The sequence below is a fragment of the Streptomyces sp. M2CJ-2 genome, from assembly GCF_016757295.1.
Classification (GTDB): Bacteria; Actinomycetota; Actinomycetes; order Streptomycetales; family Streptomycetaceae; genus Streptomyces.
The window spans coordinates 25,024-38,832 of sequence record NZ_JAESIF010000001.1; the positions used below are offsets into that span (position 1 = coordinate 25,024).

Genomic DNA, 13,809 nt, shown 5'->3' on the forward strand with positions numbered 1-13,809 from the left:
ATGCGGCGGCAACCCGGCCAGCCGCAGCGTCCACCGACCCCAGGAAGGAACCGCCGCCTGATGTCTCGGGAGCGCCGGCTGTGCGAGGGCGGCTGCGGGCGGTGGTTGACCGACCCGGTATCGATCGCCCGGAAGTTCGGAAAGCGGTGCGCGGAGCGTCTCGGCATCCTCGTCGCCCCGCCTGCCCGCCGCCCGTCTGCCACCACCCGCCGGCCGCCCGCCGTCCGCACCGACCCGCCGGTCGAGCACTGCCCCGGGCAGACCGAACTGCCCCTCGTAGATCACCAACCAACCCTTTGGAGCATCTGATGACCAGCATGCCCCGTCTCGCCCGAGCCCTCACCGTCTTCCACGCCTGGATGGAGGACAGCGACTACTTCGACGGCAACGCCCTGTACCTCGACCTTGGCGCGGCCAAGGTCCACGCCGCCTACGACTACGAGGGCGACGAGTACGGCCACCCCGACGAGGACGACGAAGGCGCCAACATCCGCCCCGACTTCACCTGGGAGGAGCACTGCGGCCGCTGGCTCCTCGTCGACCACGGCAAGGACACCGGCGTCCGTGTCGCCGAGCGCACCGTCTGGCGGCCCGCGACCGAGCGGGAGGTCGAGCAGCAGGACGCCCTCACCGCCGCCGAGGAAGCCGAGCGCGCCGCCCGACCCCAGGTGTCGATGCGGGAAGCCCTCGAGGCCCTGCGCCCGTGAACGCCAGCAGCCCGGGGCGCGCGCCTATCGCGCCCCGGGCCTGGCCCGAACCCTACCCAGCCCACCCGGAGGACCCCATGCAACCCTGCACCCACACCCCGGACCGGACCACGGTCGACGCGGACGGCCGTGAGTCGACGACGTTCGCCCTGAAGCGTGCCTGCAACGGCTGCGGTCACCTGCTCGGCGACCTGGACGGCCGGGACGTCGACGCCGACGGCAACACGACCGACGTCCGCGGCGAATGCCCGAACTGCGCGCCGCTCGTCGAGCTGGAGGCGGCTGGCTGTCGGACGTGGCAGCTCACCCCGCGCAGCTTCCCCCGCATCGACTGGGAGCTTGACCGGCTGGACGTGTTCGCCAAGGGCTACACCGAGTACGTCGACGGCAAGTTGACCGTCGTCGGCATGCGCATCGGCGTCAAGCCCAACCACGTCGTCGCCCGGTTCGGCGACTGGATCATCCGGCATCCCGACGGCGGCTTCACCATCCACAAGACGCCCGGAGGTGCCGCATGACCCCGCCCGACCTCGCGGAGCAGGTGGCAGCCCACATGACCGCGCACTTCCCGACCACGGAGTTCGGCGGCTGGGAGGTCGCCCGCGACCCCGACCATGCTGCGGTGATCGCCTGGCGCCGTCACGGCAGCACCCTCACCACCCCTGCTGTGCGCGGGCAGTTGCTGGCCCGCTGGCTCGACCACCTGCGTGGCGCCGGGTTCGACGGCACGGCGCGCACCGACCGGAGCGTGTTCGACGGGTCGCAGCAGCCCGACGGATACGTGTGCTGGCTGCACATCACCGGGCGCCGGGAGACGCCCGCCGGAGGGGGACCGGTTGCCTCGGGAAACCATCTGACCCGCGAGTAAGTAAGCCGTCTGACCGCGCGCTCGGCCGCCCCGCAGCAACCGGGGCGGCCGGCCCGCCAACCCTTCCACCCCTGAGGAGAACCGATGACCACCGACCCGACCGCCGACCTTGCCGCGAAGCTGAAGCGCGCCCGGGGCCTTCACCGGGAGACGTGCCCGCTGGCCCAAGGTTCCGTGCCGCCGACTGCGTTCAAGTGCGGTATGTGCGAGGTGCTCGATGCGCCCGCCGCTGTCCCGGTGTCGTCCCCGCCCGCCGACCGGGCCGCCGAGGAGCGTGTCGCCCGGCGCCTCGCTGGCGCTTGGATCACTGACAGCGACTGGCAGCGATACGACGCCAGTCTCCGTGCCGATTACCGGGCCTACGCCCGCGAGGTGATTGCCCTGGCGCAGGGGGCGCCCGCCGACCGGGCCGCCGTCCTCCGCGAAGCCATCGCCGTGCTGGACCGGCGCGCTACCGGAATCGACGCGCTGTCCAGTTCGGACTTCGGCGAGGAGGCGCGCGCTGTCCGGGAACTGGCCGACGCCGCGAACGAGCTGCGCCGCATGGCCGCCGAGCCCCCGGCCGCCCAGCCGCGCCACATCCCCGACTGCCCGCCCGACTGCCCCTGCCGCGCCGTCTGCATCGGGGCGCGGCAGGACGGGGCGCTGGACACCGAGGCGCAGCCCGCCTTGGCCTACGTGGGCGGCTGCACCTGCGCGCCCGGCCCAGAAGGGCAGCACGAAGGGCACTGCGGCTACGTGCCTGACGAGACCCCGACCGCCGCGTGCGGACGCCCGGCATCCATGGCTACCCCGTGCTCGGCAGGCGACCACTGCTGTAAGGGGCCCGCCGAGGAGGCCCACGTCGTGGCCGACGACAGCGACGACCCGGAGCACGTGGACGACTGCCCCGGCTGCGAAGCGTTCACCCTCACGGGGCACGTCTCCGAGGCGCCCCAGGACGGGGCGCGCCCGTGACGGCCACCCCGAGTGTGTAGCCCGCATGGGGCCGCGGGGCGGGCTGTGCGCCCGCTGGAGCGCTGAACAGCCCGCCCCGCTCCCCGGCTTCACCTCAAGCCCTGAACGGGCCCCACGGAGGCTCCTAGGGCTTCCGTCCTCAACCTGACCCCTGCCGGGGGCCGCTCCCGCTCAACCTCGGGAGCGGCCCCGCACCCCACCGACTATCCACCGGAGGAACCCGTGATCCGTGAGGATCGTTTCCTGATTTCCCGCAAGCCCTACGCCGTCGACCTCACCTCACTCCGCGAGATGGAGCGCGACCCGGCCAAGGCGTGGGGCTGGTACGCCGTGGACGCCGTTTGGTTCCGCCGCCGGACCGTCGGCTACGGCTCCGACCGCCAGACCATCACCGTCGCCTGCATCGGCACCCTGCGCACGATCATCGACGACCCCTCCCCGTCCAGCGCCGAAGAGTTCCTGCGCCGCCACGACGACGGCCGGTACGGCGGCGACTGCCACGGCCGGTGGGACGGCGACTCGTACTGGGGCGATCGCGTCACCCTCGCCGACCAGGAGCAGCACCTCGAGATCCTGCGGCCGATGCTCGCCAACTACCCGGCCATACCGCCCGGCTACGACGGCTGGTGGACGTTCCAGCCCGCCCGCAAGACCCCCGGGACGGCGCAGTGACGACGGCGAAGCCGGGCGCGAACATCCCGGCCAAGCCGTCCACCCGCCGGAAGTACATCACCCCGACCACCGAACGCCTGCTGCGGGATTGCTTCCCCGGCATGGTCCCCGCCGCCGTCGTCGAGGAGGCCGTCCGGCAGCACGCCATCCGCGAAGGACGACTCACCGCGCCAAGCAATCAGACCAGGAGGAAGCCGTGAACCGGTCGACCGTTCGCCGCATCGCCGGGTGGGCTGTGCTGTCGCTCATCCCGCTCGTGTTCGTCACCCTCGCCGTTCTCGCCGGTCAACTGGCCGAGATGGCTGTCGGCGTGGGGATCGCCGCGTTCCTCGGCCTGACCACCTGGGCGGGCGTCACGCTCCTGAGCGGCGGGAGGCGGCCGTGAGAGAACTGACCGCCCGGCAGCGGGAAGTCCTGCGCTACATCGCTGGCGGCTACAGCAGCACCCAGATCGGCCGCCGGCTCGGCATCCACCGCAACACCGTCGACCGGCATCTCGCCGAGATCTACCAGCGTCTCGGCGCCAACGACCGCAGCCACGCCGTCGCCCTGGCCATCTACCACGGCCACATCACCCTGCCCGAACTCGCCGCCATCGCAGGCGCCCACACCCAGGAGGAAGCCGCATGACCGTGGGCCATAACGGGATCACCGCCATCCGGAATGGCCGCGCCGTGTGGGAGCCGAACCCGTGCGGTCTCGCGCACTACGACCACCCGCAGACCCTGTGCACCGAGCCCGCCGGGCATTACCGGCCCGACCGTGACCCGCATGCCGGGCCGCTCATCATCGACGGCCGCGAGTGCGGTGCCGTCGCCTGGGACGAACCGAAGGAGACCCCATGACCGACCAGCCAGCGACCCAAGCGACCGAGCCGGACGACGTAGACCGCCACGTCTGCAAGCCCGGCGCCAGCATCTACTACTGCCCGACCGGTGGCGAGACCGAGTCGGACTGCCACGGCGGCTTCGACGTTTGCTGCGCCCGACCCGACCTTCACCAGCCGCTGGTGCTCTGCTCCACCGCCACTCTCCGCCTGCATCCGCATGGCCCGCATTCGTGGGAGCCGCAGCCCGGCATGGATCCCGTCCACTGCCTCGGCCACGATGGGCCCGACCACCTCACCCTCGAGGACTTGGACGCCGCCCCGGAGCCGTCCCGTTGGTGCTGCTCCGGGAACGCGGAGGACTGCCCGCTGTGCGACACGGCGGCCCTGCCGTACCCGTGGATCTGCCCCGGGCATCCCGACACCGAAGCCAACCGGCAGCTCATGACCGACAGCCGGGCCGTCGTCGAGAAGCTGACCGACGCCCATCAGGCCACCATCGGGGAACTCCGGCGCGCGGAAGCCCGCGTCCGGGACCTCGAAGCCGCCCTCGTCCGGGTCGTCGCCGCGCTCCCGCCCTACTCCGGGCCGATCCTCGGTGACCGTAGCCGCGGCATGCAGATGGGTTGGGATCGCGCACGGCAGGCCGCCCTCGACGCCATCGACGGGGAGCCTGTCCGCGAGACTGCCGTCGAGCCGCTGCACCGCTACCGGGAATGGCTTGCCGCCCAGCATGCGAAAGCCGTCCGCGCCGACCGGGTTGGGGGCGTGCCCGACCATCTGAAGATCAGCCCGCACAACGGGATCGCCGCCGGACTCGGCACCGCCCTCCACGGACTCGACCGGATCCTCGGCAGGCGCGACGGCGGCCCGCTCGAGAAAGCGGGCGACTGATGGCCGACGAGCCAACCTTCGACGAACTCTGCGACCTGGGCGCGGAACAGCTCGCGGACCCGTGCGACCCGACCTGGCTCGACCTGCGGCACCAGGGCATGACCGCGGATCAGTACCACCGCACCGTCGACGTGCAGCTCGTCGGGGAGTGGCTGTAGACGGCAACGCCCCCGCCCCTCAACTCGAGGCGGCGGGGGCGTTCTGCTGCGGTCAGGCAGGCAGGAGCCGGTTGATGGTGCTGCGGGACACGCTCGTCGTCTGCTGCACCTCGGTCCGGGTCAGCCCGGCGTCCTGGACGGCCCACGTGATCAGCGGATCGCGGAGATCCCGGCCGATGGCCCAGCCGGCCAGCAACTCCCGGGCAGTCGCCTGCGCCAGGCTCTCGCCCTGCTGCCCCAGGAGGGCCGGCTGCTCCCACGCCGGGTGGATCGGGTCGCTGGCCGGGTCCGGAGCGAAGGCGAGCGCGCGACGCAGGCCCTCCCCGATCTGCCGCTGGAGCCGGTCGGCGATCGCGCGGCCAAGCGGTGCGCCCTGGAGCGTGTCGGCCTCGTCCTGGGTGGCGTAGGCGAGGAGTTCGTCCGCGGCGTCGCTGGGTCCGCCGAACGTTGCGGCGTCGTCGGCGGCGCGCCACGTCATGTCTTCCACGGCGGCGAGGGTGGAGCGCAGGTCGCGGACGACGGACAGGTAGCGCAGCGTCCTCACCCACGGCTCGATACGCGTGGCCTCGAGCGTGCCGCGCTCTTCGGCGTCCTGTGTGCCGGGGACTTCCAGCTTGCAGATGGCGAGCCGCTTGTGGCCGTCCATCAGGTCGAGGCGGACGCCGTGCGCCTGCCATGTGCCGGTGTCCTCGGTCCACTTCTGCGTGCCGACGGTGCGGATGACGTACACGCCCTTGTCGCGGGGTGCGGTGGCGATATCCATGGTCTCTCTCCTGTGCGGCAGGGCGGGTGGTCAGGCGGCGAGCTGGGCGCGGAGCTGCTCGGCGAGGTCGAGGACGTCGTCGACGGTGACACCGGCCGCGCCGCCGCGGTAGCTGGTGCGGACCGTGCCGGCGTGGCGGGCGCCGGGCTCGCCGTCCCAGTCGGCGTCGGGGGTGTCGCTGAGGATGATGACGGTCTGGTCGAGGACGTTGGCGGCGTGGATGCGGTCGCCGGCGTCGGCGTGGTGGGCGAGCTTGTCGGCGAGGAGGGCGGAGTAGCCGGTGACCTTGGTGAGGGTTTCGCCGGTGGGCTTGGTGCGGGTCTTGATGGTGACGGCGGCGAGGTCGAGCACGGGCGCGGTCTCCTGGCGGGCGGGGCGCTTCATGGCGCCGATGGCGATGCGGGCGGCGAGGGAGACGTTGTCGATGACCCACCGGCCGGCGACCTTGGCGGCGGTGACGACTCCGCGGCGGCACCAGGTGCGGACGGTGGCGACGGTGACGTTGGCCTGGGTGGCGGCGGCGGTGGTGTTCATCGAATCCCCCTTGCTCGTATCGAGTGATGCGAGAGTAACATATCGAACGATACGGATGCAAGGGGGTTGGATGGATTGCCCGACCCGCACGACAAGGCCCCCGGCCGCAACCGCGGCCGGGGGCTTCGTCATCCCGTCAGGCGGCTTCCTCGACCGCGCCCGTCTCTGGTGGCCGCCTGCCGTTGAGTACCTGCCGGATCCAGCCCTCCGACAGTCCGAGCCCGGCCGCCAACTCCGGCACCGACACCCCACGATGGTGGGCCGCCCGCAACGCCGCGTTCCGCTGCCGTTGCCGCCGCTCCACCGCCGTCCGGCCCGACACCGTCCGATGCAGGACCACCGCCAGGCGTAGCAGCAGCCAGCCCACCACGTCATCCCACCGTCGCCGCACGAAGACCCCCCTGTCAGTGCACCGTCATCCGACGTGTCCACGGTCGGTGGCGGGCGGCAGTGCAGCAAGGGCGCAGGCGGGGGCGCACGCAGGAAGCCCCCGCGCCGGCGGACGCGCACGGTGCGTGTTTGGCTGGCTACGGCAGATGCGGGAGGGTGAGCCTCTGCGCTCGAACCCGCAGCTCAAGCAGGAGGCAAGATGAAGCGGATCGTCGCCCGTGTGTGGCGGGCTTTGCGCGGCTCGTGGCAGTGGCGTGTCCTGTGGCTGGCCCACTCCAAATTCATGATCGGCGTCACGGGCGTGGTCCGCGACGACCAGGGCCGCGTCCTGTTGCTGCGCCACCGCATGTGGCCCGAAGACCGCCAATGGGGCCTGCCCACCGGCTACGCCCAGGCCGGCGAAGAGTTCGCCGCCACAATCGTCCGCGAAGTCCGCGAAGAGACCGGCCTCGACGTCAAGGCCGGCCGCCTGGTGCACCTCAAGAGCGGTTACCGGCTGCGTGCCGAAGTCGCCTACGAAGCCCAGCTCGTCGGCGGCGAACTGAAGCTCGACCCCTTCGAGATCCTGGAAGCGGGATGGTTCGCCCCAGACGATCTTCCCGACGGGCTGCAGGAGTCGCACCAGCTCCTCATCCTCGGCGAGGACCCGAACGGCGGATGACGAAGCCCCCGACCGCAGCACGACCGGGGGCATCACCACTCGCTCAGACGTGCGCCACCTCGAGCGGCGTCGGCACCGGCGGAGCGTCGAGCCTCAGCCCCTCCGCGAGGAGCATGCGGGCCGCCGTGTCCCGCTCGAAGGCGCTGCGCCCCGTCGGCATCGACAGGATCCGGGAGCCGTCACGGTGCTCCACCAGCGCGCCGAAGTACGTGCGGTCGGTGATCGCCGAGTCGACGAGTTCGACGCCCAGCTCCTCGAGGAGTTCGGCCAGTGGTGCATCGAACAGGCGACGTGTCGACAAAGCGGGGCGCAGTAAGGCCGTGGTGCCGCTACTCTGCATGGCGAGACCTTCTCTCTGGCGAGGGTGGGTGGGATCGGCGAGGTGATGACTCGCTGGTCGAACGGGCCGGGCGGGTGATGACCGCCCGGCCGTTCGCTTTCTGGGGCACACGCTAGGCGAGTTCTGGCCTCCTCTCGTGGCATTGGCGCCAGATCAAGACCTGGCCGCATCCGCCATCTCACCTGCGGGGATCGTTGATTTGACCGGGCCGGTAGGATTCGTCGCGCATCCGTCCCCTCGCGCGGCTAATCAGTGGCCAAAGGTGGAAGCGGCCGGAACTCGTCAGTGCGGCAGGACGTCGTCGAGGTAGGCCTGCACCTTGTCGTACAGCGGGTATGGCACGTAGTCGGTGATCTCCGAGTGGGCGACCCAGGCGACCGCGTCCAGCTCGTCCTCGTCCGCGACGCGCGCCGTGCCTGAGACGACTTCGCAGGCTGTGTACGCCATGAACTTGCCGGACTTCGGGTGCACCCGGTCGCCGATGTAGCGCACGGCCTTCACGGTCAGGCCGGTCTCCTCGAGCGTCTCCCGCACCGCGGCGTCCTCCGCCGTCTCGCCGTCCTCGACGCCGCCGGCCGGGAACTGCCACGACAGCTCGCCCTCCTTCACGCGGCGGCGCACCATCAGGACACGCTCCCCGTCGGTGATGATCGCGGCGGACACGTCCGGCTTGGTCTCGGTCATACGGTGGCCTCCAAGGCGCTGAGGATCGGTGGGTAGATGCGGTCGGTGGGGATGTAGCGGGCGAGCTCGCCTATCGGAGCCCAGGCGACGGCGACGTTCTCGGAGGCGTCCCCGTTGATCGCTTCGCCGTGGACGTAGTCGCAGATGAAGTAGTCGCAGACGGCGCGCGTGACGGGGTGGAGTCGTTCACCCAGATGCTCGCGGACCAGGCAGTGCACGCCGGTCTCGTCCAGGGTTTCCCGCACCGCGACCTTCGCCGCGCTCCCGCCCGGCTTGACGATGCCGGCGGGGAACTGCCAGCTGATGTCTTCGCCGTCCTGCCTGCACACGAGGAGCACGTCACCGCCGCGGCGGACGATCGCGATCGCTACCCGCAGCGCCTGCGCCTCTGGCCGCGGTATGGCCGGCCGCGACAAGTGGATGAACCGGCGGCGCACCGCATCACCTGCCCTCTCGTATGCCGTGTCGAGGATTCGCTGCGTTTCGGGTTGGGGGATCATCGTCGGGTTGGCGCGCCATGCGGCGACGCTGCGCACCGACACCCCGAGCCGTCCCGCGAACTGCTCCTGCGTCATCTCGAATGCGTCCTGGAGCCGGGCCGCTTGCTGCCCGGTCCACTGTCGAACGCCGTCCACTATCGACCTCCGGGCCGCCGTTGTGGGCCTTGCCGTAGCGGGTCTGCATGGGACTGCATGGTCCGCTTCAGATCACTGCATGGCGCTGCACGGGGTCTTCATGGTCTGGGCGCAGGGGTGCGCGAAGACTGGACCCCATGGTTCACCGGTCACTCACCTTTGCCGAACTGGTGGGCGCGCTGGTACGTGACGCGCCCCATGATCTCCCCAATCTCCTTCCAGGTCTTGCCCTGATCCTTGAAGCCCCGCGCGATCTCCCGACGGTGCCGCTTGCGGAACGCCTCGAGTTCCTGTTCCAGGAAGTCGGCTCGTTCGACGTAGGCGTCCCACCGTTCGTGCAGGTCGGTGATCGCGCGCAGCTGCTCGTCGTAGGGGGCGAAAGGAGTGTCGGAGGAGTCGGCCATGTCGTGAGAGTACGGGCGATCCGACGCCCGCTCAAGACTCGATTGGAGAAGTCGGGTTGTTCCGCTTGACTCGCTCCGGCGGCGGCTCTACGGTCGTATCAGTCAGCCGCTCAAATCTCGATTTGAGAACGGCTTTCGTCGTCCACTCCTACCGGACCCAGTCCGCGGACGGCACACAAAAGAAGACGGGCCGGGCGCTTGCGACTCCTACATCGCGCACGCACCGGCCCTGACCACCAGGTTCTGTGAAGGAGACCCTGTGGCTACCCAGATCGTACAAGCGCCCGCGGGCGTCGCTCACCCCACCGCCCCGCTCGCCCCCGAGCTGGTGCGTGCTGTCACCCGCTTCGAGGTGGCGTCGGCCCGGTTCGACGAGCTGTCCGCGAAGGACGCCCGCGACCTGTCGCCCGCCGAGTTCGACGCGCTCGGTACCGCGCAGCAGGTGATCGCCGAGTCGTTCGGGATCCTCGCCAAGGCCGGGCAGCTGCATCTGATCGATCCGGCGCAGACCGCGACCCGCTACCGGCAGGCCGCCGGCCACTGCCGCCGACTGTCCGCAGGGCCGACCGCCGACTACGACGAGCTGCTGTGCGTGCAGGACGAGCTGGCGATGTGCCGCTGCCAGCTCGCCAAGGCCGGCCGCCTCGACCTGATCGGTTTGGCGTCGTGACCGGCGAGCGGGAGCGTCTGCAGGCGCTGCGGGCGACGGCCGAGGAGATTGTGGCCGGTCTGCCCGCGTGGGACAACGAGTCGCCGGCCGTGCTGGTGACGTTCACCGACCCGGTGACCCGGCTGCGGCTCGGCCACTGGTTCGTTCCGGCTACCGCAGCGCCCCAGCCCCAGTCGCGCCCGTCCCTGCGGCTCGTCGGGGAGGCGTCGTGAGCGACCACGAGAAGACGAAGGACCCGCTTCCGCAGCGCCCGCGCGGCCCGCACCCGTACCTGTGGGGCTTCGTCTGCTGGCTGACGGACTCCGAGCGCGAGGAGCTGCGCCGGAAGGTGAAGGCCGTCAACAAGCGCAGCGAGTCCCGGCCCCGCTAACCCCCCTACCGCCGCGGTTCCAACCCCCCACTCCACCCACTTCGACCCGGAAGGGCCTACCTGTCATGTCTCCGTACCTCTTCTCCGCCGACCACGCCCACACCGACCTGGGCCAGCACGTTCGCGCGACGACGCTGGTGTCCGCGCTGCAGGTGCTGTCGATCTCCGACCTGTTCGCCGACTACGCCGCCGCGATCGCCCGCGGTGACCGGGTGCGGGTGGCGGAACTCCGTCTCGCCGCCGACCCGCAGTTGCTGGCCGAGCTGGACGGCTTCAACGAGCCCGCCGCCGCCTGACCCGTCCGCCCGCCCGATATCCACCCGAGAGGACCCCTCATGGATCTGACCGCCCGCTACGTGCAGGACAGCCGCGATGTGATCGCGGAGGTCGGGGCCGCCGACATCACCAACCCGGACATGCCGCACCAGACCGCCGTGAAGCTGCTGGTGCGGCTCACGGAGACGCTCCGCAGCATGTCGGACCACGCCGAACGCCTCGAAACGTCCGCCAGCAACCTGCGCTCCCGCAACAGCGCGCTGGACAACGAGAACAGCAGCCTCCGCCAGACCGTCGCCGCACTGGAGGGCCGCCGTCGGACCGCCACTGTCGACGGAACTTCCACGCCCGCGTTCCAGATCATCACCGCGACCGGCGAGACCTACACCGGCGGCGACAAGCGCGAGTTCGCGTTCCTCGACCGCACCGAGACGCTGGCCGACTACGACCACGACGGGGACTACCTCGCCCTGGAGTACAGCGGCGGGATCGTCGACTGGATCCCCGAGGCGCAGATCCTCCACGTCATCGACAGCCGCCCCGAAGCCGCCTGACCCCGATACCGCCGCCGCACGGTCACCCCCCGTCCCGTGCGGCGGTAGCCCCGGCCCGGCCACCACGGGCGTAGCCGCAAAGGCAGACCGGGGCGCTGCACCACCACCAACCCCAACCGAGAGGAGCCCGATATGGGCTGGAAGAAGGACCGCGCCGAGATCAAGCGGCTGATGGCCGCCCGCCCCGACCCGAACGGCAAGCACGGTGACGAGTCGCCCGAGGCGCTGGCAGTCAACGCCGAACTCGACCGCAAGCTCCGGCAGCAGCCGGTCTGGCGCCGCGCCCGAGTGCTCTACGAGGACTGACCCGCTGCCCCCCCAGCCCCGGCCCGGCCGAAACCGGGCCTACGCCGCGAACGCAGGCCGGGGCACGCACCGCAACCCGATCATCTGGCCCGAGAGAGGACCACGCCGTGCCGACCAAGGCCACGAACATCACCGCCGACAACCTGATCACCGAGTACGCCGAGCCCATCGCCGACGCCGTCGGCCTCGACCACGCCGACTACCCGCGGACCGCCGACGGCCTCGCCACCCTCCTCCGTGACGCCGCCGACGCCCTCGGCTCCCTCGATCAGAGCCGTGACTGGCTGGAGGAGGCGGCCGACGACCTGAACGCGGTCGCCCGCCTCGGCGACGACGGCCCCAAGACCCAGGAGCTCCTCAAGTGGGTCGATAACGCCCTCTACGAGGCGAAGTCGGACCTCGCCCTCGGCTGACCGCCACCCACCCACCCACCCACCCACCCACCGATCCGAGAGGACCCCCGAATGCTGAAGACGATCCGCCGCCGCAGCACTCGCAGCCTTCCCGCCGCCGACCTTGCCGCCGCCAACGGCCAGTGGCTGCACGGCCGCCTGGACAACATCGTCCGCCTGGTCGCCGAGATCCGCGCACTGCCCGAGGGGGCGTCCGCGCAGGAGCTGACCGCCCGCCTGGTCGCCGAGGCGGAGGACGCGGACACCCGCGCTTTCTTCGTCGACGAGCTCACCGAGCAGGCCAGCCGCACCGCGAAGGCCGCCTGATGGCGCTGCGCAGGCCGGTTCCGCCGGGTGAGTGCCGCCAGTGCTGGACGCACGCCTACGACCCGGACATCCACCGGCGGCTCAAGCCGGGCCAGGACTGTCCGCAGTGCGTGGCCCACATGGGCGGCGACCACGACGGCCAGATCGTCCCGAAGGAGAAGTCGAGCTGGTGGTGACTGACCGGCTGCCCGATCCGCCCGTCTCGCACGGGCGGTGAGGGGAGCCGGGACAGCCCGGACTGCGCATCAACCCGAGAAAGGAGAACCCCGAATGCTCGCCGACGACGACCCCAGGCTCAGCCCCCTCTGGATCGGGCGCCGCAAGCCGTTCTACGACCTCCAGTGGGCGATCGGCGGCATAGCCGGCGCCTACGACATCCGCGACGGCCGCAGCGACGACCCGATGACCCGGGTGTCCCTCTCTGTGGACGACTGGTACGGGCGGCCCATCACCAGCACCCGCCGGTTCCCCGTTGCCGCGTTCGACGACGTCCTGTTCGCCGTCCAGCAGCTGCGCGACCGGCGCTTCGCAGAGAACCGGCGGTTCGGCTGGATCGACCAGGTCGACGCGGACCGTAGGGCCGCCGTCCTGGACCGCTGGCAGGCCCGCGGCGCCGACATGGACGAGGTCAGGGCCGAACTGCGGGAGCGCTACGAAGAGGCCGCCCGCCTCACCGACCAACCCCGAGAGGAGGCCTGATGACCGTCGTCCTTGACGCGCACTTCCACTGCCCCGACTGCGGGCCCCTGCAGCGTGGCGTCACCCGCGCCATTTGCGGCCAGATCATCCCGCCGCCTGAGGTCGGCGACGGCCCCGTCCGCGTCCGCAAGCGCCCGCCCTGCAAGTCCGCCCTCCGCGCCCACAAGAAGGGACACCGCCGATGAGCCTCTTCCGCCGCACTGAGACCGCCTCCCACGACCGGGCCCGCACCCTCCGCCTTCTGGGCGGTGTCGATGCCGCCTACGCCACCCGCACCGGCGACCCCGTCGACGGCGGGCCGCTGACCGAGTTCGAGGAGACCGTCATCAGCGCGGCCGTCCCGCAGGCCGGCACCGAGTACCCCCCGCCCGGCCACACCTACCCCCGCCGCTGACCGGCTGTCCGCCGGGCCCGTCTCGCACGGGCCCGGTCGAGGAGAACTGGCGCAGCACCACCCCCACCATCCGCCCCGACCCTGTGTGAGGTCGTCATGTTCCGCTACATCGCTTGGGCGCTGCTCGCCCTGTACCTGCTGGTCGTCGGCCTGGCCCCGGCCGCGCTCGCCCCCGTCACGCTCGCGCTCGCCGGGCTGGCCGCCGTGATCGCCGCGATCCCCGGCCCGGTGTGGCTGCTCGCCGGCATCGCCGCCTGGCTCAAGCACCGGCCCGCCACCCCCAAGCCCGCCACCGCCTGACCGTCTGACCATCTGAAGGGACTGATTC

At 71.3% G+C, this 13,809-nt stretch carries 33 protein-coding genes; 26 read left to right on the forward strand and 7 right to left on the reverse strand.

The features are described from left to right. Positions 1-60 precede the first annotated feature (60 nt). The 12 genes from JL475_RS00190 (at position 61) to JL475_RS00245 (ending at position 5,082) form a co-directional block, all read left to right on the forward strand. The gene (locus JL475_RS00190) at positions 61-309 is read left to right on the forward strand and encodes a hypothetical protein (RefSeq protein WP_202273784.1); all 249 of its coding nucleotides are present in this window, start codon (positions 61-63) and stop codon (positions 307-309) included. Beyond that, complete coding sequence (locus JL475_RS00195) at positions 309-707, forward strand: hypothetical protein (protein WP_202273785.1); 399 nt, start codon at positions 309-311, stop codon at positions 705-707. The genes JL475_RS00190 and JL475_RS00195 overlap by 1 nt, the downstream gene beginning before the upstream one ends. 77 nt (positions 708-784) lie before the next feature. Then, positions 785-1,225: a hypothetical protein gene (locus tag JL475_RS00200; protein WP_202273786.1), complete on the forward strand. Its 441-nt coding sequence runs from the start codon at positions 785-787 to the stop codon at positions 1,223-1,225. Further along, positions 1,222-1,575 (forward strand): hypothetical protein, encoded by a 354-nt coding sequence (locus tag JL475_RS00205; protein WP_202273788.1) that lies wholly within the window; start codon positions 1,222-1,224, stop codon positions 1,573-1,575. Before JL475_RS00200 ends, JL475_RS00205 begins: the two co-directional genes overlap by 4 nt. Positions 1,576-1,659: 84 nt before the next feature. Beyond that, a complete protein-coding gene (locus JL475_RS00210; protein ID WP_202273790.1) occupies positions 1,660-2,532 on the forward strand; it encodes a hypothetical protein in 873 nt (290 codons plus the stop codon). 222 nt (positions 2,533-2,754) lie between these two features. Beyond that, positions 2,755-3,204, forward strand: coding sequence for a hypothetical protein (locus tag JL475_RS00215; protein WP_202273792.1), 450 nt, complete (start codon positions 2,755-2,757; stop codon positions 3,202-3,204). Beyond that, on the forward strand, positions 3,201-3,404 hold the full coding sequence (locus JL475_RS00220; protein ID WP_202273794.1) for a hypothetical protein: 204 nt from the start codon (positions 3,201-3,203) through the stop codon (positions 3,402-3,404). Before JL475_RS00215 ends, JL475_RS00220 begins: the two co-directional genes overlap by 4 nt. Next, positions 3,401-3,589, forward strand: coding sequence for a hypothetical protein (locus JL475_RS00225; RefSeq protein ID WP_202273796.1), 189 nt, complete (start codon positions 3,401-3,403; stop codon positions 3,587-3,589). Before JL475_RS00220 ends, JL475_RS00225 begins: the two co-directional genes overlap by 4 nt. After that, the gene (locus JL475_RS00230; protein ID WP_202273797.1) at positions 3,586-3,834 is read left to right on the forward strand and encodes a helix-turn-helix transcriptional regulator; all 249 of its coding nucleotides are present in this window, start codon (positions 3,586-3,588) and stop codon (positions 3,832-3,834) included. The genes JL475_RS00225 and JL475_RS00230 overlap by 4 nt, the downstream gene beginning before the upstream one ends. After that, positions 3,831-4,049 carry a hypothetical protein gene (locus tag JL475_RS00235; protein WP_202273798.1) on the forward strand — a complete coding sequence of 73 codons (219 nt, stop codon included), beginning with the start codon at positions 3,831-3,833 and terminating at the stop codon, positions 4,047-4,049. Before JL475_RS00230 ends, JL475_RS00235 begins: the two co-directional genes overlap by 4 nt. Beyond that, on the forward strand, positions 4,046-4,924 hold the full coding sequence (locus JL475_RS00240; protein ID WP_202273803.1) for a hypothetical protein: 879 nt from the start codon (positions 4,046-4,048) through the stop codon (positions 4,922-4,924). Before JL475_RS00235 ends, JL475_RS00240 begins: the two co-directional genes overlap by 4 nt. Then, the gene (locus tag JL475_RS00245; protein WP_202273807.1) at positions 4,924-5,082 is read left to right on the forward strand and encodes a hypothetical protein; all 159 of its coding nucleotides are present in this window, start codon (positions 4,924-4,926) and stop codon (positions 5,080-5,082) included. Before JL475_RS00240 ends, JL475_RS00245 begins: the two co-directional genes overlap by 1 nt. Before the next feature lie 52 nt (positions 5,083-5,134). Here JL475_RS00245 and JL475_RS00250 read toward each other — a convergent pair whose 3' ends face one another. From JL475_RS00250 to JL475_RS00260, 3 genes are all read right to left on the reverse strand, one after another. Then, the gene (locus tag JL475_RS00250; RefSeq protein WP_202273811.1) at positions 5,135-5,845 is read right to left on the reverse strand and encodes a hypothetical protein; all 711 of its coding nucleotides are present in this window, start codon (positions 5,843-5,845) and stop codon (positions 5,135-5,137) included. A 30-nt stretch (positions 5,846-5,875) separates the two neighbouring features. Beyond that, positions 5,876-6,379 carry a helix-turn-helix domain-containing protein gene (locus tag JL475_RS00255; RefSeq protein WP_202273814.1) on the reverse strand — a complete coding sequence of 168 codons (504 nt, stop codon included), beginning with the start codon at positions 6,377-6,379 and terminating at the stop codon, positions 5,876-5,878. A gap of 136 nt (positions 6,380-6,515) precedes the next feature. Then, positions 6,516-6,770 (reverse strand): helix-turn-helix domain-containing protein, encoded by a 255-nt coding sequence (locus tag JL475_RS00260; RefSeq protein ID WP_202273816.1) that lies wholly within the window; start codon positions 6,768-6,770, stop codon positions 6,516-6,518. A gap of 198 nt (positions 6,771-6,968) precedes the next feature. Between JL475_RS00260 and JL475_RS00265 the strand changes: the two genes are divergently transcribed. Further along, complete coding sequence (locus JL475_RS00265) at positions 6,969-7,430, forward strand: NUDIX domain-containing protein (RefSeq protein WP_202273818.1); 462 nt, start codon at positions 6,969-6,971, stop codon at positions 7,428-7,430. Positions 7,431-7,473: 43 nt separating this feature from the next. Here JL475_RS00265 and JL475_RS00270 read toward each other — a convergent pair whose 3' ends face one another. The 4 genes from JL475_RS00270 to JL475_RS00285 form a co-directional block, all read right to left on the reverse strand. Then, positions 7,474-7,770, reverse strand: a complete 297-nt coding sequence (locus tag JL475_RS00270) for a hypothetical protein (protein ID WP_202273820.1) — start codon at positions 7,768-7,770, stop codon at positions 7,474-7,476. Between the two features lie 282 nt (positions 7,771-8,052). Then, the gene (locus tag JL475_RS00275; protein WP_202273823.1) at positions 8,053-8,454 is read right to left on the reverse strand and encodes an NUDIX hydrolase; all 402 of its coding nucleotides are present in this window, start codon (positions 8,452-8,454) and stop codon (positions 8,053-8,055) included. Continuing rightward, positions 8,451-9,089: an NUDIX domain-containing protein gene (locus JL475_RS00280; RefSeq protein ID WP_202273825.1), complete on the reverse strand. Its 639-nt coding sequence runs from the start codon at positions 9,087-9,089 to the stop codon at positions 8,451-8,453. Before JL475_RS00280 ends, JL475_RS00275 begins: the two co-directional genes overlap by 4 nt. A gap of 149 nt (positions 9,090-9,238) precedes the next feature. Then, complete coding sequence (locus tag JL475_RS00285) at positions 9,239-9,493, reverse strand: hypothetical protein (RefSeq protein WP_202273828.1); 255 nt, start codon at positions 9,491-9,493, stop codon at positions 9,239-9,241. 259 nt (positions 9,494-9,752) lie between these two features. Here JL475_RS00285 and JL475_RS00290 point away from each other — a divergent pair, with 259 nt between their 5' ends. The 13 genes from JL475_RS00290 to JL475_RS00350 all read left to right on the forward strand — a co-directional run bounded on the left by JL475_RS00290 (position 9,753) and on the right by JL475_RS00350 (position 13,781). Next, entirely contained in the window at positions 9,753-10,163 is a 411-nt protein-coding gene (locus JL475_RS00290) for a hypothetical protein (protein ID WP_202273830.1), read from the forward strand. Beyond that, entirely contained in the window at positions 10,160-10,375 is a 216-nt protein-coding gene (locus tag JL475_RS00295; protein ID WP_202273832.1) for a hypothetical protein, read from the forward strand. Before JL475_RS00290 ends, JL475_RS00295 begins: the two co-directional genes overlap by 4 nt. Then, positions 10,372-10,533, forward strand: coding sequence for a hypothetical protein (locus JL475_RS00300; protein ID WP_202273835.1), 162 nt, complete (start codon positions 10,372-10,374; stop codon positions 10,531-10,533). Before JL475_RS00295 ends, JL475_RS00300 begins: the two co-directional genes overlap by 4 nt. A 65-nt stretch (positions 10,534-10,598) precedes the next feature. Continuing rightward, positions 10,599-10,829, forward strand: a complete 231-nt coding sequence (locus JL475_RS00305) for a hypothetical protein (RefSeq protein ID WP_202273837.1) — start codon at positions 10,599-10,601, stop codon at positions 10,827-10,829. A 39-nt stretch (positions 10,830-10,868) separates the two neighbouring features. Next, positions 10,869-11,363 (forward strand): hypothetical protein, encoded by a 495-nt coding sequence (locus JL475_RS00310; RefSeq protein ID WP_202273840.1) that lies wholly within the window; start codon positions 10,869-10,871, stop codon positions 11,361-11,363. Positions 11,364-11,495: 132 nt separating this feature from the next. Next, positions 11,496-11,669: a hypothetical protein gene (locus JL475_RS00315; protein WP_202273842.1), complete on the forward strand. Its 174-nt coding sequence runs from the start codon at positions 11,496-11,498 to the stop codon at positions 11,667-11,669. A gap of 107 nt (positions 11,670-11,776) precedes the next feature. Beyond that, positions 11,777-12,082 (forward strand): hypothetical protein, encoded by a 306-nt coding sequence (locus tag JL475_RS00320; RefSeq protein WP_202273845.1) that lies wholly within the window; start codon positions 11,777-11,779, stop codon positions 12,080-12,082. 51 nt (positions 12,083-12,133) lie between these two features. Next, positions 12,134-12,388, forward strand: a complete 255-nt coding sequence (locus JL475_RS00325; RefSeq protein WP_202273848.1) for a hypothetical protein — start codon at positions 12,134-12,136, stop codon at positions 12,386-12,388. Further along, positions 12,388-12,564, forward strand: coding sequence for a pRL2-8 (locus JL475_RS00330; RefSeq protein ID WP_202273850.1), 177 nt, complete (start codon positions 12,388-12,390; stop codon positions 12,562-12,564). Before JL475_RS00325 ends, JL475_RS00330 begins: the two co-directional genes overlap by 1 nt. Before the next feature lie 94 nt (positions 12,565-12,658). After that, positions 12,659-13,087, forward strand: coding sequence for a hypothetical protein (locus tag JL475_RS00335; RefSeq protein ID WP_202273853.1), 429 nt, complete (start codon positions 12,659-12,661; stop codon positions 13,085-13,087). After that, positions 13,087-13,272 carry a hypothetical protein gene (locus JL475_RS00340; RefSeq protein WP_202273857.1) on the forward strand — a complete coding sequence of 62 codons (186 nt, stop codon included), beginning with the start codon at positions 13,087-13,089 and terminating at the stop codon, positions 13,270-13,272. The genes JL475_RS00335 and JL475_RS00340 overlap by 1 nt, the downstream gene beginning before the upstream one ends. Further along, positions 13,269-13,481 carry a hypothetical protein gene (locus JL475_RS00345; protein WP_202273860.1) on the forward strand — a complete coding sequence of 71 codons (213 nt, stop codon included), beginning with the start codon at positions 13,269-13,271 and terminating at the stop codon, positions 13,479-13,481. Before JL475_RS00340 ends, JL475_RS00345 begins: the two co-directional genes overlap by 4 nt. A 96-nt stretch (positions 13,482-13,577) precedes the next feature. Beyond that, positions 13,578-13,781 (forward strand): hypothetical protein, encoded by a 204-nt coding sequence (locus tag JL475_RS00350; RefSeq protein WP_202273861.1) that lies wholly within the window; start codon positions 13,578-13,580, stop codon positions 13,779-13,781. Positions 13,782-13,809: the final 28 nt, after the last annotated feature.

Coding starts and splice junctions, on each gene's coding strand:
- JL475_RS00190 (WP_202273784.1), top strand. CDS start 61: ATGTCTCGGGAGCGCCGGCTGTGCGAGGGCGGCTGCGGGCGGTGGTTG.
- JL475_RS00195 (WP_202273785.1), top strand. CDS start 309: ATGACCAGCATGCCCCGTCTCGCCCGAGCCCTCACCGTCTTCCACGCC.
- JL475_RS00200 (WP_202273786.1), top strand. CDS start 785: ATGCAACCCTGCACCCACACCCCGGACCGGACCACGGTCGACGCGGAC.
- JL475_RS00205 (WP_202273788.1), top strand. CDS start 1,222: ATGACCCCGCCCGACCTCGCGGAGCAGGTGGCAGCCCACATGACCGCG.
- JL475_RS00210 (WP_202273790.1), top strand. CDS start 1,660: ATGACCACCGACCCGACCGCCGACCTTGCCGCGAAGCTGAAGCGCGCC.
- JL475_RS00235 (WP_202273798.1), top strand. CDS start 3,831: ATGACCGTGGGCCATAACGGGATCACCGCCATCCGGAATGGCCGCGCC.
- JL475_RS00240 (WP_202273803.1), top strand. CDS start 4,046: ATGACCGACCAGCCAGCGACCCAAGCGACCGAGCCGGACGACGTAGAC.
- JL475_RS00245 (WP_202273807.1), top strand. CDS start 4,924: ATGGCCGACGAGCCAACCTTCGACGAACTCTGCGACCTGGGCGCGGAA.
- JL475_RS00250 (WP_202273811.1), bottom strand. CDS start 5,845: ATGGATATCGCCACCGCACCCCGCGACAAGGGCGTGTACGTCATCCGC.
- JL475_RS00255 (WP_202273814.1), bottom strand. CDS start 6,379: ATGAACACCACCGCCGCCGCCACCCAGGCCAACGTCACCGTCGCCACC.
- JL475_RS00265 (WP_202273818.1), top strand. CDS start 6,969: ATGAAGCGGATCGTCGCCCGTGTGTGGCGGGCTTTGCGCGGCTCGTGG.
- JL475_RS00270 (WP_202273820.1), bottom strand. CDS start 7,770: ATGCAGAGTAGCGGCACCACGGCCTTACTGCGCCCCGCTTTGTCGACA.
- JL475_RS00275 (WP_202273823.1), bottom strand. CDS start 8,454: ATGACCGAGACCAAGCCGGACGTGTCCGCCGCGATCATCACCGACGGG.
- JL475_RS00285 (WP_202273828.1), bottom strand. CDS start 9,493: ATGGCCGACTCCTCCGACACTCCTTTCGCCCCCTACGACGAGCAGCTG.
- JL475_RS00305 (WP_202273837.1), top strand. CDS start 10,599: ATGTCTCCGTACCTCTTCTCCGCCGACCACGCCCACACCGACCTGGGC.
- JL475_RS00310 (WP_202273840.1), top strand. CDS start 10,869: ATGGATCTGACCGCCCGCTACGTGCAGGACAGCCGCGATGTGATCGCG.
- JL475_RS00315 (WP_202273842.1), top strand. CDS start 11,496: ATGGGCTGGAAGAAGGACCGCGCCGAGATCAAGCGGCTGATGGCCGCC.
- JL475_RS00325 (WP_202273848.1), top strand. CDS start 12,134: ATGCTGAAGACGATCCGCCGCCGCAGCACTCGCAGCCTTCCCGCCGCC.
- JL475_RS00330 (WP_202273850.1), top strand. CDS start 12,388: ATGGCGCTGCGCAGGCCGGTTCCGCCGGGTGAGTGCCGCCAGTGCTGG.
- JL475_RS00335 (WP_202273853.1), top strand. CDS start 12,659: ATGCTCGCCGACGACGACCCCAGGCTCAGCCCCCTCTGGATCGGGCGC.
- JL475_RS00340 (WP_202273857.1), top strand. CDS start 13,087: ATGACCGTCGTCCTTGACGCGCACTTCCACTGCCCCGACTGCGGGCCC.
- JL475_RS00345 (WP_202273860.1), top strand. CDS start 13,269: ATGAGCCTCTTCCGCCGCACTGAGACCGCCTCCCACGACCGGGCCCGC.
- JL475_RS00350 (WP_202273861.1), top strand. CDS start 13,578: ATGTTCCGCTACATCGCTTGGGCGCTGCTCGCCCTGTACCTGCTGGTC.